Annotated in this window: 13 protein-coding genes; 2 read left to right on the top strand and 11 right to left on the bottom strand. The window is 57.0% G+C overall.

Going from position 1 to position 15130, the window contains the following annotated elements:
• Positions 1–13: 13 nt before the first annotated feature.
• The 10 genes from trbL to QQL54_RS08740 form a co-directional block, all read right to left on the bottom strand.
• Positions 14–1396: a P-type conjugative transfer protein TrbL gene (gene trbL, locus QQL54_RS08695; protein ID WP_284389687.1), complete on the bottom strand. Its 1383-nt coding sequence runs from the start codon at positions 1394–1396 to the stop codon at positions 14–16.
• A gap of 2 nt (positions 1397–1398) precedes the next feature.
• Complete coding sequence (gene trbJ / locus QQL54_RS08700; RefSeq protein WP_284389689.1) at positions 1399–2109, bottom strand: P-type conjugative transfer protein TrbJ; 711 nt, start codon at positions 2107–2109, stop codon at positions 1399–1401.
• Entirely contained in the window at positions 2109–4535 is a 2427-nt protein-coding gene (gene trbE, locus QQL54_RS08705; RefSeq protein WP_284389691.1) for a conjugal transfer protein TrbE, read from the bottom strand. The genes trbJ and trbE overlap by 1 nt, the downstream gene beginning before the upstream one ends.
• Positions 4532–4798, bottom strand: coding sequence for a VirB3 family type IV secretion system protein (locus tag QQL54_RS08710; RefSeq protein WP_284389693.1), 267 nt, complete (start codon positions 4796–4798; stop codon positions 4532–4534). Before QQL54_RS08710 ends, trbE begins: the two co-directional genes overlap by 4 nt.
• Positions 4798–5097 (bottom strand): TrbC/VirB2 family type IV secretion system protein, encoded by a 300-nt coding sequence (locus QQL54_RS08715; RefSeq protein WP_284392475.1) that lies wholly within the window; start codon positions 5095–5097, stop codon positions 4798–4800. The genes QQL54_RS08710 and QQL54_RS08715 overlap by 1 nt, the downstream gene beginning before the upstream one ends.
• 116 nt (positions 5098–5213) lie before the next feature.
• Entirely contained in the window at positions 5214–6179 is a 966-nt protein-coding gene (trbB, locus tag QQL54_RS08720) for a P-type conjugative transfer ATPase TrbB (protein WP_284389695.1), read from the bottom strand.
• Positions 6172–6687, bottom strand: a complete 516-nt coding sequence (locus QQL54_RS08725) for a hypothetical protein (protein WP_284389697.1) — start codon at positions 6685–6687, stop codon at positions 6172–6174. Before QQL54_RS08725 ends, trbB begins: the two co-directional genes overlap by 8 nt.
• A 1-nt stretch (position 6688) precedes the next feature.
• On the bottom strand, positions 6689–6892 hold the full coding sequence (locus QQL54_RS08730) for a hypothetical protein (RefSeq protein WP_284389699.1): 204 nt from the start codon (positions 6890–6892) through the stop codon (positions 6689–6691).
• A complete protein-coding gene (locus QQL54_RS08735; protein WP_284389701.1) occupies positions 6889–8907 on the bottom strand; it encodes a conjugal transfer protein TraG in 2019 nt (672 codons plus the stop codon). Before QQL54_RS08735 ends, QQL54_RS08730 begins: the two co-directional genes overlap by 4 nt.
• A gap of 728 nt (positions 8908–9635) precedes the next feature.
• Positions 9636–9851, bottom strand: a complete 216-nt coding sequence (locus QQL54_RS08740) for a hypothetical protein (RefSeq protein WP_284392512.1) — start codon at positions 9849–9851, stop codon at positions 9636–9638.
• Between the two features lie 23 nt (positions 9852–9874).
• On the opposite strand from QQL54_RS08740, the gene QQL54_RS08745 reads away from it, so the two are divergent.
• The gene (locus QQL54_RS08745) at positions 9875–10642 is read left to right on the top strand and encodes a hypothetical protein (protein WP_431355930.1); all 768 of its coding nucleotides are present in this window, start codon (positions 9875–9877) and stop codon (positions 10640–10642) included.
• Positions 10643–10827: 185 nt separating this feature from the next.
• Entirely contained in the window at positions 10828–12399 is a 1572-nt protein-coding gene (locus QQL54_RS08750) for an ATP-binding protein (protein WP_284389703.1), read from the top strand.
• Positions 12400–13080: 681 nt separating this feature from the next.
• Here the strand turns inward: QQL54_RS08750 and QQL54_RS08755 are convergent.
• Positions 13081–15012 carry a DUF3363 domain-containing protein gene (locus QQL54_RS08755; RefSeq protein ID WP_284389705.1) on the bottom strand — a complete coding sequence of 644 codons (1932 nt, stop codon included), beginning with the start codon at positions 15010–15012 and terminating at the stop codon, positions 13081–13083.
• Between the last annotated feature and the right edge of the window lie 118 nt (positions 15013–15130).

A 15130-nucleotide genomic window follows, 5' to 3' on the forward strand; every position in this document is an offset into this window, starting at 1 on the left:
TCTATCTCCTGTTTCAGTCTTCGTCGTTGAGTTTGGGGCCGGTGGACGCGCCGCCGCTGTCACCACCGCGTAAGCCGTGGAGGGCTGCGCTCTCGGCGCGCTGTCTGTTTTGAGAACTGGAGGCTTTCCTCGCCCAGTCGGGTGCCGGGTTGGGCCCTCCGACGTCTGCGGCTGGCGTGTTCGAATTAGCAGCATCTGCGCTACGGATCGTGCCGCCTGTGCCGGTGACGGCACCCCGTGCCCCGGCACGGGTCGATCCTTGGATTGCATCGCCTGCACCGTACATTCGCCGCTTGGCGGCATGGGCCACTGAGCCGACTCCGGCCTGTGCCACGGCCCCCAAACCGGCGGCTGTGCCGCGCATGCCACCTGCGCCGCTGGCGGCTTTGCCCATGGCGAAGGCCATAGACGTGCCACCGCCGAGGGATGCACCAGCTTTGGCGGCCCCGACGGCTGTGCCGCCTGCCACTTTCGTCGCACCAATCGTTCCAGCGACGCCTGCGGCTCCGGCAGCCCCGACGGCTGCCGCTGTGCCGACGACTGCGCCCGCTCCAAGCTGCGGGGCACCGCTGACCAGACCTGTCGCAATGCCTGGACCGAACAAGCCCAGGGCGAACAGAGCAAGACTGGCCAAGATAACGCCGCCTGCATCTTCGAGGGTGACGCTGCCAGAGAGGCCTGACGTCACTTCCGAGAATAATGTCGAGCCAATTCCGATGATGACCGCAAGCACCATGACCTTGATGCCGGACGACACGACGTTGCCGAGCACGCGCTCGGCTAGAAATGACGTCTTGTTCCAGAGCGCAAATGGGACCAGCACGAACCCAGCCAGGGTTGTCAGCTTGAATTCGATGATCGTCACGAAAAGCTGGATCGCGAGAAAGAAGAAAGCGAAGATTGTGATCAGCCAGGCGAGAAACAGCACAGCGATCAGAACGATGTTTACGAAGAAGGCGACCGGTCCGGTCAACTCTTTGATCGTATCTAGAATGGGTGTGGCCGCATCAAAGCCGGTGCTGGCAATGAAGCCTGGCCGCATCAAATCCGCCGCCGTCAAGCTCGTTCCCGTTGCCTGCAAGCCAAGTCCGGTGAAGCTGTCGAAGATGACCCCGGATAGGAACGCGAAGTTGCCGATAATGTAGGCGAAGGCCCCGATATAGAGTACCTTCTTGATGAACTTGGCCATCACCGTGCCGTCCGAACTCATCGCCCAGAAAACGCCAGCAAGAACGAGGTCAATGACGATAAGTGTGGCGACAAGAAAATCGACTTCAGGGCCGAGCAGTCCAAACCCGGAGTCGATGTAGACCGAGAAGGTCTCCATGAACCGGTCGATGACCGACAGGTCGGCGGGGGGCGATGGTGGCGGGCTGGCTTGTAGGATCGGGACCACGACTAACCGCCCATCCCTGATACTCGGCCCATGAACGCGTCATGGCGGGCCGTGCCGACCTGCTCTGCATAGAGCGCGCGCGACCGTTCAATGGCATCGGCGCGGTATTGCGCCGCCATCAAGCTCTGCATCTGCATGGACTGTTTGGCAGACAGAGCAGTAATCTGGTTGCCTGCCTGCATGGCAGACAGTTCGCCGGGCGCCGACTGCGACGCGCTCAACAAGGTCTCGAGATTTCGGCCGTCCCGTTCGATGGCGCCGCTGATCTGCGCCTGCATCCGGATGGAGTCGCGATAGGCCATGATCGCGGCATCTTGCTGAGCATCGGCAATTTGGGCCTGCTCGGTCACCGACCAATTGGCATAGGCGTCTGGGAAGTGGTGCTCAAACGCCGTTTCGATCTGGTCGATCCGGTAGGTCAGACCGCGCGCTTCATGCTGGAGGCGATTGATCTCCGCCAGCGTACGGTCGAGATCGGGGCCAAGATAGACGCCTTGTCGGATCAGATGCTTCGCTTGATTTTGCAGCATTACGATCTGCTGCTGTACCTGCTGGAAAGACCGGGTCGCTGTCAGGACGTTCTGTGCGAGGTTGGTCGGGTCGAGCACAATGTCACCGATGCCAAAGATGGCGTGGGCCGGCGCGGCGAAGGCGAGCGGCAGAACGACGGCGGCAAGCAAAGCCTGTCGAAGGGTTTTGAAGGCACGGCGCATTAGGCGTCTCCATGAGTTGAGAAGGACGAGAGAAGATCGGCAGCCCAATCGAGCTGTTGCCAGTGCAGCCATCGTGCTGCGAAGTCAGAGCCGTTTGACGACGCTCGGACGCCGTCGGCCTCCATCAGCGCGCCAACCGATGATGCGCCGCAAAAAGCCAGCGCGATGGGACCGAGCGTCAGATCGAAGAGGCGGTTTCCGGCGCGGCTCTGAAAGTAGTAATCCCGCTTGGGCGTCGCCTGTCCGATAAGCTGTATTTGTGTGTCGTTGAGGCCGAAGCGACGATAGGCATCGAGCTGTTGCGGCTCGGTCGCGCGGCTATTGGGCAGGAAAATGCGCGACGGGCAGCTTTCGATGAGGGCGGGCGCAATTGTGCTATTGGCGACATCGGATAGTGATTGGGTCGCGAAGATGACCGAGACGTTCTTCTTGCGCAGTACCTTTAGCCATTCGCGGATGCGGTCCGCGAAGACCGGGTCGTCGAGGAAGACCCATGCCTCGTCCAGTACGAGTAAGGTTGGGTGTCCATTGAACCGCGCTTCGAGACGATGGAAGAGATAGGTCAGGACCGGCAGGACCAAAGCCTTGCTGTGCATCAGCTCTTCCATCTCGAAGCACTGCCAGTTGGCGTCAAGTGAGATATCTGTATCTGCATCGAGCACGGAGCCGTGTGGCCCAGCCAACGTATAAGGATGGATGGCTTGGCGGAGGTGCGAGGATTGAAGCAGAGCTTCCAGGCCCGTCAAGGTTCGCTCTTCGACCGGCGCAGAGGCGAGCGAGTTAAGCGCGCTCCATACCGTGTCCTTAATGTCAGGTGTAACCTCGACACCTTCCTGACGCAGCAGGTCGAGCAACCAACCTTCGGCCCATGCGAGGTCTTGGGGCTTATCGATGTTGCGAAGCGGCTGGAAGCAGAGTCCGCCTTCTCCGCCCAGCTCATAGTGCTGACCACTCATGCCGAGCGTCGCGACTTTTGCACTGCGGCCCTTATCGAACAGGAAAACCTGCGCGTTCTCGTAGCGGCGAAACTGCAAGGCCAGCAGACACAGCAGGACGGACTTCCCGGCGCCGGTTGGCCCGACGATCAGAGTATGGCCAATATCGCCTTGATGGGTCACCAAACGAAATGGCGTATGTCCTTGGGTCGTGGCGTGCAGCAGCGGCGGACCATCCATATGGTCATTGCGCTCCGGTCCGGCCCAGATGGCCGAGAGCGGCATCATGTGCGCGAGATTCAGCGTGTGGATAATGGGCTGGCGGACATTGGCGTAAGACTGTCCAGGGATCGAGCCAAGCCAGGCTTCGACGGCATTGACCGTCTCGCGGATGGTGACGAAGCCCTGCCCATTGACGAGCCGTTCGACCGCTTTGATTCGAGCTTCGGTAATCGCCGCATCGACATCGCTGACGACTATGGTCTGCGTGACATAGCCGAAGCCGACATGATCCTGACCCAGCAACTGTAGGGCGGTGTCGGCGTCCCCAGCTTGATTATCCGCGTCAGTGTCGACGAGCGCGGAGGCTTCGTTCGTTATGACTTCCTTCAAGATCGCCATGACGCTCTTGCGCTTGGCGAACCATTGGCGGCGATAGCGACCAAGCACCTTGGTCGCCTCGGACTTATCCATCGGCAGGAAGCGCGTAGTCCATCGATAGGGGAAGCCGAGGCCGTTAAGGGCGTCCAACAAGCCCGGTTCCATTGCGCCCGGAAAGCCCATGACAGTCACACAACGGACGTGCTGACCGCCCAACTTGGGCGCTAGACCGCCGACCAAGTCGACACCGCCGAGAACGGCATCAAGGTGCATCGGAATGTCCGGCGCACGCACGTGCTGTCGTTTGTCGGGCGCAAGACAAGACTGGAGATAGGTCAGCATCTCATCATCGGACAGAAAAACTGCCACCGGAAAGACACCCGCAAGCAAGTCAAGAGCAGCGTCCGTATTGCGGACGAAGGCTGTAAGAAAATCTAGGCTCGCGTTCTCGGCGCCATTTTTGTCGTTATCGATAAAGACAGTCTCCAGCCTACCGATCTTGTCGGCAGGCGGAAGGAAGGTGAAAGTCAGGTGATAATCGGACTCGAAAAGCGCGCCCGAAGCCGTGTTCAACCCACGCCGCTCTTCATTGATCAGCCAAGCGAGCGGGTCGCGAAACTTGGAGGGTGCATAGCCCTCCGCTTCACGTCGTGTCGCCTCGAAGTGAAGCGCCCAGCCAGATCCAAACCGGCGCAAAGCATTGTTGATCCTAGCGCAGGTCGCGATCAACTCCTGCGGGGTCGAGCTGTCGAGATCGGGGCCGCGAAAGCGCATCGTGCGCTGGAAGCTGCCATCTTTGTTGAGGATCACACCCGGTGCGACGAGCGCAGCCCATGGGAGATGGTCGGCCAGCGCGGCAGGGCGTTGACGGTATTCGCGAAGGAACATCATGCGAGATAACCTTTCTGGCGAAGGTGGCGGCGCAGCACGTCGAGGAAGAGCGGATCGCGCTTGGCCGCGAAGACGCAGGCCGTCTGAGCCACAACCCAGACGGCGATGCCGACAGGCAAGAGCTGAAGGCCTAGGCCGAGTGCCGTTGCGAGCGTGCCATTGAGGATTGTGGCGGCGCGGGGCGCGCCTGCCATCATGATCGGCTGCGTGACTGAGCGGTGGACCGGAATGCTGAACCCCTCGATGTACTGAGCGGTGTTCATCAAAGCACCGCTCCGCCACCAAAGCTGAAGAAGCTCAGGAAGAAGCTGGTCGCGGTAAAGGCGATGGACAGGCCGAAGACGATCTGAATCAGCTTGCGGAAACCTCCGCCCGTGTCGCCGAAAGCAAGGCCGAGACCGGCTAGGATGATCGCCATCGTGCCGACGATCTTGGCAATGGGGCCTTCGACGGAAGAGAGAATCTGCGTCAGCGGTCCTTCCCACGGCATACCCGACCCAGCTGCATGGGCAGATGGGGCAAGGAAGAAGACAGCGAGACCAACCGAAAGGCCGATGGCCAATTGTCGAGTGGAATGAGAGTTGAAGGCAGGACTGGAGAACAGCGTCACAGGGGACTCCTTTTTGGATGGTAGAGGAACTCAAGTTTGACGTGAGGCTTAAGCCTCGAAACTGATTGCTAGGGTGGATCAGGGACCATCGGGCGAAGCCGATAGCCACCGTTGGTGCTGTCGCTTCCGAGCACTTCGAGGACATCTGTCACGCGGCGCACTCCAGATCGGTTCTCGATCCCGACGACGACGTTGACCGCTGCGGCAATGAGTTTGCGAGGCACGCTTTGAACGACTTCGCCGACAAGCTGCTCCAGACGGTCGAGACCATCGGCGGCGCTGTTGGCGTGTACCGTGGCGAGACCACCCGGGTGTCCGGTGGACCAGGCTTTGAGAAGATCGAGTGCTTCACCCCCACGGACTTCACCAACCACGATGCGGTCCGGTCTCAGGCGGAGTGTTGAGCGCAATAGGTTAGCCATAGAGACTGTCGGCTGGGTGCGAAGAGCGACACAGTCATCGGCGTTGCATTGGAGCTCGCGTGTGTCCTCCAGAATAAGGACGCGATGACCCGTGTCAGCGACTTCGGAGAGGAGGGCATTAGCAAAGGTTGTCTTGCCTGAGCCCGTTCCACCGACGATTAAGATGTTGTTGCGATCGGCGACAGCGGAGCGAAGTAGGTCAGCGGTCTGGTTATCCATTGTGCCTGCGTCGACATAATCGTGGAGCGTATACACGCGCGCAGCATGATTGCGGATCGAGAAGGACGGGGCTTGCACCACCGGAGGTAAAATGCCCTCGAACCGTTGGCCGCCGATGGGCAACTCCGCGCTGACAATAGGGTGCTCTCGCGTGACGTCTTGTCCAGCCAAGCTCGCAACGAGGCGCACGATCCGCTCCGCCTTCTCGGACGTGATGATCGTACCGCGTGTCAGGCGGCCTTGGCCTGCTGTCTCGATCCAGAGCTTGCCGTCCGGATTCTGCATAATCTCAACTACGGTTGGGTCTGACAGAGCCTTGCAGATGACGGGACCGAATGCGCTGCGTAGCATGGCGTCCGTGCGAAGGCGGCTTGGTGAATCACGTTCAATCATTGGAACCTCCTTCATTTTCGGACATGGCGTCCGAGCGTTCCGGAGCCGGTGCGTTCATTGTCTCCAGTTGTTCCTTCGTGAAAAACGAACTGATATCGGCCATAACATCCTCAGCACGTGCGAGTATGCCTCGAGTGCTATCCGACCTGACCGTAGTCAGATCTTCGATGAAGCGATTAAAGCGTAAGATGCCCAGATCACTTGCCGTTTCACGCCGGTCTGACGGGATCTCCGGGATGAGCGTCAGGAAGTATTGTATAAAGAGTCCTAGGGCGTCCGACACGACGGCGAGCTTCCGGGTGTGGACTTCGTCGGCCCGGTTCATCCGGTCCATTCGACGTAGAAGCGGATTGTTTTGTTCGTGAACCCTGTCTTCGGAGTACCAGAGCGTCAAAGCCTGTTCGGCAATCTCCGAGTAGCTCATGCCCGGACGGCTGGCGTCGAGTTTCAGGCGAAGGAAAATCTTGTCCGATAGATAGACGGTCACTTTGGGTTTGGCCGTTACCATTTTAACCTCCCGCGCTCAGATCGGAGAAGGTGATCTGGCAAAGGCAAGCCTTGTCATTTGCCGGTATTGTTGGCGTCGTATCCGGGATATGAACTACGAGCAGTTCCAGCACCTTCGAAATCGTTTCTTGTCGGCGGGCCGAAACCGCGAGCGTTTCAGCGATCATGTCGAGGCGTTTGAGGATGTCGTTTTGGTCAGGGGTCATGTCATGCCTTTCAGGTCGATGCCTGGCGTGTCCTGCCCAATGGCGAAGACCGTGCGGGGAAGCGTAGGTTGGAGGGAGGCGTCTGATTGCGCGTCGGCGCCTACCTCGGCGGTCGTCTCAAGCGGCTCGGTGTTGTTCGAGCGTTCCTTCAACTCTTGCCGGTCCGGCGCCCGCTCCTTGCCGCCGTCGCTCTGCGGGGCAAAGGCGGCACTGGCAGTCGCTTTGTAGAGCGTATCGACGATGTCGGCCGTTCGGTGACCCCAGTCATCCCGACGAGGGGAAGGACGGTCGCCATAGGAATGACTAGGGTCGTTCAACACCGGGGGTGGAGTGACCCGGCCGTTGAAATTCTTGTCCGCATAATAGCGAATCTTGTTTGCGCGGATCGGCGGTGTGCCGGAGATGAGCACCACCTGCTCATCGCTCGGTAGCTGCATGACCTCGCCGGGTGTCAGAAGCTGGCGCGCCGTCTCCTGCCGGGAGACCATGACGTGCGACAGCCAGGGCGCGAGGCGATGTCCGGCATAGTTGCGCATGGCGCGCATTTCCGTGGTCGAGCCCAAAGCGTCGCTAACCCGCTTGGCCGTGCGCTCATCGTTCGTCGCGAACGCGATCCGCACATGGCAGTTGTCGAGAATGGAGTTGTTCGGGCCGTAGGCTTTCTCGATCTGGTTGAGCGATTGCGCGATCAGAAAAGCGCGCAAGCCATATCCCGCCATGAAGGCCAGCGCGCTTTCGAAGAAGTCGAGCCGCCCAAGCGCAGGAAATTCGTCCAGCATCAGGAGAAGCTGGCGGCGTGAGGTCCCGTCGATCTCTCCGTCCAATTTTTCGGTCAACCGGCGACCAATCTGGTTCAGAATCAGCCGCACAAGGGGCTTTGTGCGAGAGATGTCGGATGGTGGAACGACCAGGTAGAGCGAGACGGGCTTCTCCGCGCTCACCAGATCCTCGATCCGCCAATCGCAACGTGAGGTCACCTCGGCCACGGTCGGGTCGCGATACAGGCCTAGGAAGCTCATCGCCGTCGAGAGCACGCCAGAGCGTTCGTTCTCAGACTTGTTGAGCAGTTCTCGTGCCGCCTGCGCGACGACGGGATGGACCTTCGGAGTAGCTGCATCCCCGCAGCCGAGGTGATTGGTGGACATCATCGCCCGCAACGTCTTCTCAAATGAGCGCGCGGGGTCAGACAGAAAGGTGGCAACGCGAGAGAGTGTCTTTTCCTCTTCTGCGTAGAGAATGTGGAGGATTGCGCCGACAAGCAGAGCGTGACCTGTCTTCTCCCAATGGGATCGACGCTCCAGCGCGCCCTCTGGGTCAACGAGGATGTCGGCAATATTCTGGACATCGCGCACTTCGTTCCGGCCCATGCGGACTTCGAGTAGCGGGTTGTACTTCGCGGACGCCGGGTTGGTCGGATCGAACAGCAAGCAGTGCGAGAGAGTCGACCGCCAGCCGGATGTGAGTTGCCAGTTCTCACCCTTGATGTCATGAATAACGGCGGAATGCGGCCAGGACAGCAAGGTCGGAATGACGAGACCGACGCCTTTACCCGACCGAGTCGGTGCGAACGTCATGACGTGTTCGGGGCCGTCGTGGCGGAGATAGTCGGCTTTCGTGCGGCCAATGAAGACCCCGTTTCGCCCAAAGAGGCCGATTTGTTTCATGTCCTGAGCATTTGCCCAACGAGAGGAGCCGAAGGTTGTCAACGCTTTTGCTTGCCGACCACGCCAGACCGACCCGATGACCGCGAAGACGACTCCAAGGAAGGTAAAACCAATGGCGATCTGCCCGCCCGTATTGAACACCTCTGGAGCATAAGGCTCAAAGGCGTACCACCATTCGAAGAGCCTCCATGGATAGTAGACCGGCGTATCGCCTGCCAGAAACCACGGCGCACCCAAGTAAGGGTCGAAGTGGAATTCAGTGGCGACCCATTGGGTCGCCGTCCACATGCCAGTGCCGATCGTCGTGAAGACGATAGTGACTTGGCCGATGAGAATGGACTGGGGCGACATGAAAAGCCTCGGGTGGAAGTTCGAGGCTTAAGATCAAGGCAGATGTAGGATTTGGCTATTTAGGCAAGTCGAGTTTGGTCAAGTTCGGAAAAGGGTAAGCTCAGTATAGAAGAGGAATTGGTGCAGGGGTTAGTGTGTTTCAGAGAAACGCAAGTATCGCAGATAGACGTTTCAGCTCCGAAAAGTCTGGATTTTATATGCATTTCATAGAGTATTACAGACATTATAACAGCGTCGACACCAAAGCATCGAGTGCTCATAAATTAGATTGTTGGGTCTAGCGGAGATTGTGGCGGCTTAAGGTACATTGTCCCTTGCCTGGACCAAAGCTCAACCTATACCTGCTATCCTCGACGTTCCGCTTCACAGAGAATCCAAAAGATGCGGCACATAGCACGATACAAACTAATACAGGGACAAGCACACTTGAGCCCTTGATCGATATAACGAATTATAGCGAGGATACATGGGCGTAGCGAGAAGAGGCGACACCGTATGGACACTCGACAAGTTTGAAACTCATCTCGCTCAAGCCGTCCAACTTGAACATGTTGGTGCAATGTTAGGCGCAGGTGCATCGCTGGGATGTGGCGGGAAAACCATCCAACAACTCTGGTCGCAATACGTGACCGAGAACCCTGACCAGACTGCACAATTGGAAGCGCTACGGTTCATACTCGAAGATCGCGTAGATCCTCCAAACATTGAAGTCCTGATCGATAAGTTGGTTATCGCGCAACTTGATGCGGCAAGATCGGGACGCGACGTTGCTCAATTGTTGGCTCTGTATAATTCACTTCTACGAGCCGTCCTAAAGGCATCATTGCTTGATCGCGATTGGCTTCGTGACCCAACAAGCGCGGCAACAGCGTCAGGCCTTTCGGACCACGTCCGCCTTTTGACGCGATTAGTACATACACGCCAGCCAGGACAGCCAGCGCCATGGGTCTTTACGACAAACTACGACATGGCAATCGAGTTGGCGGCCGAAAATGCATCGCTAAATGTCCGGGATGGATTTCGCGGCTTTCACAATAGGGTTTTTTCACCATCTTCCTTTGATCTTGGCTTGCGCAATACAGAGTCCCGGGGTGAGGCTCAATTTGGGACCTATGAAATTTACTTGGCGAAACTGCATGGCTCTCTCTCTTGGGAGCAGACGGCTTCAGGGGACGTACGAGCATTCCAGATTGACGCGCGTTGCGGCGATATATTCGACTTCGTCGATGGCAATACGGCGACGTCGCCCAGTTCATTGATTTTTCCATCATCAGCGAAGTTCGTGGACACGGTAGGTTTTGTTTATGGCGAGATGATACGTCGTTTTACTCATTTTCTATCAAGGCCCAACGTCACGCTTCTCATTAGCGGCTACGGTTTCGGTGACTTCCACTTAAACCGAGTACTGCTGTCGGCGCTTAATAACCCGACACTTCAGCTTGTGGTCTACCTACCGGAGATAAATGGGTTCGAAGCCAACGGTGATCCCACCAATCTTGCGGACCTACGTCCAGGTCTTGTTAAGTTTTTGAACCTCAAGCTACCTCAGGTAGCTATACTCGGCGGTGGTGCCGCTGCTTACTTCAGTGAGATGACGTCGCACCTCCCTGACCCAACCATCCTAGATGATCCTGCGGAACGGTCCCGCCAGATAGCTAAGGCACTGGCACAAGAACTCAACCCTACAACGCCAACAACACCGCCAACTCCAACAACAACGACACCAATTCTGTGAAACGGCCTAGTTTAGGAGAGGTTGTAGAGGTCCATTCGCAAAAGGTAACAGTGCGCCTTCGCGATTACGCCCGCGGAGCAGTCGTTGCTCACGCAGACGGTTTATCCTCAATTGGGCAGCCCGGAGATCTAATCGGCGTAGAGGCGGGTGCAACTCTTCTGATTGCGCGTATCGAGACGATACAAATGACCGACGTTGCGGCGCATCCGCGTTACAGCAAATCTAAGGAAGTAGTTAGAACCCTCCAAGCCTACACGATCGGGAACGTAAGCAGATCCAACAGTCGGCTGTCGTTTGACCCTGACAGGTCGGTTTTGCCAGCTCTCGGAGCTCAAGCTGTAGGCTTAACAAGCGCCGAACTTGCTGCGGTTCTTTGTTCAGGGAGGGCATCTGAACCATCCGAGAGGATTGTCATCGGCGATGCCATTGGCGCCGCGACTATTCCCGTCACAGTCGGGATTGATGCTCTGCTAACGAGGCACACCGCAGTGTTAGGTTCATCAGGGCAGGGAAAAACACATTTTGTGGCTTCTGTTCTGCAAAAGCTACTCGAAAAGGGGCCTAACGCTCGAATAGTGATTTTCGACATCCATGACGAGTACGCGAATGCCTTCAATTCACTGCCCGGAGTTCGCTTGAAAGAGACCGTCTTAGGACAAAAACTAAATAATGATCCGCGAGCGCATTATCACATCCCATATTATGCACTCGGTCTAACTGGACTCTCGCGCTTAATACTTCCTAGCGAACGCACGCAGAGACCGGCGCTCAACTTCGCGGTGGATAAGCTCCGATACGTGTCTGGCTCTATGGGAGGTTCAAAGCTTGTCGGCCATCAGCAAGAGGTTCTCTTCGATGATGGTCGGCCGGGAAACGCTAATAGCGCAAATGCAGCGATCCAGACTTTGAAAGACGGGACAGCTGATGGAGCGAGTCAATGGCCACATATGAGTAGCATTGGGCATCTTGCTGCCGAATGGTCATGCCTTAAGTATGACCGGGGTAACTGGGTGCGCGACGGTTGGCTGTACAACAACGTCCAAACCATGCTCCGGCGGATCAGTCGCTTGATCAGAGACGAGCAGTTCAGAAAAATCATCAATGTAGAACCCAGCGGTTTCGCAGAAGCTGGGTTCATACCTCCACTAAGCTACGAGGCTGAAGCGCAAAAATTAGTGTCTGACTTATTTGGCTCTCTTGGCTCTCCCACTCATAACGACTGGAACGTCCACATTGTTTGTTTGAAAAACCTAACCAACGACTTGATGCCGTATGTTCTCGGATCTCTATTGGAACTCTATGCCGAACAGCTCTTTGCAAGAGGGCCAGGCCAGACCCATCCTACGCTGTTGGTTTTGGAGGAGGCTCAGCACTACCTACGCCAAATACCCGGTGACACCGACACGGGTTTGCACTCATTAGCCTATGAACGATTAGCCCGCGAAGGACGCAAATTTCAGGTATCGATGCTCATAAGCACGCAACGCCCTTCGGAGGTGTCACCCACAGTTCTTGCGCAGTGTGGGACTTGGGCAGTCTTCAGGCTCACAAATGATCGGGATCAGTCTGTAATTGCATCCGGTTCAGAAAAAGCAAATCGCTATGCAACTACCGAGGTGCCAGGCCTAGCAAGAGGCCAAATGGTAATGTTTGGCGACGCTCTGCCTTTAGCAACCAAAATTGCAGTCAAGGCACTTCCGAGTGAGCATGCGCCAACCAGTAGCGATGCGAGTTTTGCGAATGCATGGTCTAAATAAATATAACCCGAAACTGGGCCCATCCGTATGACTGTCATCTCTCTCTAGTCTGAGAGAAAGTTCATTGCAGACTGTTGGCGTCATGTGGGTCTCTTAGTGTCCTAAAAACAGTCTTGAGCCCACATAGGTTTTAGGACGGGTTTATGGCTATTGTTTTGGTATCGCCCACAGCCTTTTACTTCCTCTGCGTGGGGTCTGTTATCTCGACGATGGCGCCGATCTTTAGACGCCACGCCGCTTCATGTATCGTCAGCCCTTCCTTGTTCAAACCAATTGCTCTCGGCAACCTATTATTCGTGACGACTTTGGGACGACCACCTTTACGCACATGCGCGGCGGCGGCTTATAAACTGGCGCTTGTGCGTTCGCTGATAAGGTCTCGCTCGAACTGTCCGATCACGCCGACGATATAAACGACCAGCGGTCCGGTCGTTATGGTCGTGTCGAAATTCTAGGTCAGAGAACGAAATCCCAAGCTACTCTCTTCCAAGCAGGCGACGGTTTCCAAAAGGTGCTTCATGCTGCGGTCGAGGCGGACGAACTTGGCCGAGGCGGACGAACTTTAAAACGACGAGCGTGCCGCCTTATTGTGTCATGAGCTAATCAAGCGGTAGATGTAACGCGCTATACCTGCCCCCGGCCGAAGGCTTGCTCTTACCAAGAGGTCCTTCAAATCCAGCTCTAACGCGCCTGCCCTTGCCGTCCAATCACGTCCCAGCTTATCCCACTTAACGACACTCGTCCTCTAATTGAACGACTCAATCGGTTCTCCATAACTGGTCTCCAAGGCACGAGCGTGAAGTCTTTCGAGCGTTCAATAACAGCGAACTTTCCGCTCGGTCGCTCAATGGCCTTACTGTATATCCCATCGACATGCCGAAAGTCTCCAAGCGGAGTGTAGGATTTGCCAGTCTCGACCGATATTCCTGAGGCAGCATCGCCGAGGTCTATTGCTTCCAGTTTCTCAAGTGCGGCGCTCGGCAGCCTTCCGGCTTCGTCTTTCTCGAAGCCCATCCCTTTCAACACCGTGACTCGTTTCGCCATAGCCGCCTGAATTTCCTTTGAGCGCAGGACGGGGTTTCCACTCCCGGTTAGCTTCCTATCTATCCATGTAACGCCCCTTGCCGTTTCCATCTCGCGAAGGGTCAATCGACTATCGCGGCGAACAGATGTCGGGAGACGCTTGGCCCGTTCGGTCTCATAATCCGCGGCGCGGTCTAGATATTCGCTGGGTATGCGCCACGACCCATCCGGCCTTCGGACGACGTACTTCTGTCGACGCAGCGCTTCCAGTCGCCGAACATGTGCTCTTGCGTAGTCTGCGGAAACCCTGTCGCCTTCGGTCGCATGTCTCGCCTCGCTGTAAATGCCGCCGTTCTGGTCGGCAAATTCTGAAATGGATCTGTCTATCGACCTTGGACCTTTGTGATGCGGTTCGAAAGTGACCACCTGCCCGGCCTGCAACGTCTCAAATGTCTCGTCATCTGCGACGGCGGCATGGACCAACCGCCCGTCTAGAGCTTCGATCACAACGTAACCATCGGAGTGTGTATCATCAATTTTCCCGAACCGTGTGACCCGTCCTGTAACTGACCGAGAGCCGAGTCGATTGGGGTCGAAGATATTGTCTTCCGTCACGATACTGGGCGCTTGGCCTTTCATCGCGCTGTGCAACGCTTTGACGATGTCTCCCCGCTCTCCCATCTGTCGGAGACGGTCGATGGAATCGGGCTCAATCCGCCAATGGCCTCCGCCTTGCGGTTCCGCTAGTCCTAGAACCGAAAGGTGGCGCAAGCGTCGGATCATGAGCCGTCGATGCCAGACCCTTCCCCTCTGGGCCGGGCCAGACAGATCGATGACGCCTTGCTCGGCCTGCTTGGAGAGCGCTCGGTCCAGGTCCGTCACCCGTTCCGCTTCAACAGTCTTTGCAAGGCGCACACGGCCTTCGATCTGAGTCATTGGTCCCAGTTCAGCCTCGACAAGCTGCTCTGCATGTCGCCGCATTCCATATGAGAGATAGCGGCGCGGAATGACGAGGTCATTGCCATTGTCCCGGACCCCGCGCACGATTAGATGCGTGTGCGGATTGGCCGTATTATGATGGTCGGCCGCCAGCCATTCCAGCTTCGTACCAAGTTCGTTTTCCATCTCCGTGACAAGATCGGTCGTGTAAGCCCTCAAGTCCGCCAGTTGTGCGGCGTCTTCCGGTGCAACGATGAACCGGAAATGGTGACGGTCATCCTTCCAAGTCTTGGCAACGTCATTCGCAAGACTCTTGCGCTCATCTAAGCCTTCTACTTGGTCGATCTCAGACCCATACAGTTCGGCACGTCCGCCATGTTCGTCCGTCCCATCCCGTTGGATATAATCGACGTGTTTCTTCAGTCCGATATGTTTGCCGACTGCGTGGGTCTTGAACGACCCTTTGATCACGACCCGTCGGTAAAATGCCATTGGTCGGACGGCCCGGCTGGACGCGGATGATCGCGACGAGCTAGCGCCCTTGCGTTTCGACGCTCGCTCGATCCGCTTGAAGAAAGTGACAGTCTTGCGCGCTCCTGACCGCGTTCGAATACGACCGAGCCGAACTTCGAAGTCATCGCCTTTCTTCATGTCGGAAAGAGGATCGAAGAGGCTAAAAAAGGTTTGGTCTTCGGTGTCGACACCGTTTCGCCCAGTACCACCTGAGAAAACCGAAGATCGGTGTCGACACCACGGTCGACCATGTCGA

The sequence above is a fragment of the Algimonas ampicilliniresistens genome (assembly GCF_030159955.1).
Classification (GTDB): domain Bacteria; phylum Pseudomonadota; class Alphaproteobacteria; order Caulobacterales; family Maricaulaceae; genus Litorimonas; species Litorimonas ampicilliniresistens.

Coding starts and splice junctions, on each gene's coding strand:
- trbJ (WP_284389689.1), bottom strand. CDS start 2,109: ATGCGCCGTGCCTTCAAAACCCTTCGACAGGCTTTGCTTGCCGCCGTC.
- trbE (WP_284389691.1), bottom strand. CDS start 4,535: ATGATGTTCCTTCGCGAATACCGTCAACGCCCTGCCGCGCTGGCCGAC.
- QQL54_RS08710 (WP_284389693.1), bottom strand. CDS start 4,798: ATGAACACCGCTCAGTACATCGAGGGGTTCAGCATTCCGGTCCACCGC.
- trbB (WP_284389695.1), bottom strand. CDS start 6,179: ATGATTGAACGTGATTCACCAAGCCGCCTTCGCACGGACGCCATGCTA.
- QQL54_RS08725 (WP_284389697.1), bottom strand. CDS start 6,687: ATGGTAACGGCCAAACCCAAAGTGACCGTCTATCTATCGGACAAGATT.
- QQL54_RS08730 (WP_284389699.1), bottom strand. CDS start 6,892: ATGACCCCTGACCAAAACGACATCCTCAAACGCCTCGACATGATCGCT.
- QQL54_RS08735 (WP_284389701.1), bottom strand. CDS start 8,907: ATGTCGCCCCAGTCCATTCTCATCGGCCAAGTCACTATCGTCTTCACG.
- QQL54_RS08740 (WP_284392512.1), bottom strand. CDS start 9,851: ATGGCGCTGGCTGTCCTGGCTGGCGTGTATGTACTAATCGCGTCAAAA.
- QQL54_RS08745 (WP_431355930.1), top strand. CDS start 9,875: ATGGCAATCGAGTTGGCGGCCGAAAATGCATCGCTAAATGTCCGGGAT.
- QQL54_RS08750 (WP_284389703.1), top strand. CDS start 10,828: ATGACCGACGTTGCGGCGCATCCGCGTTACAGCAAATCTAAGGAAGTA.
- QQL54_RS08755 (WP_284389705.1), bottom strand. CDS start 15,012: ATGAAGAAAGGCGATGACTTCGAAGTTCGGCTCGGTCGTATTCGAACG.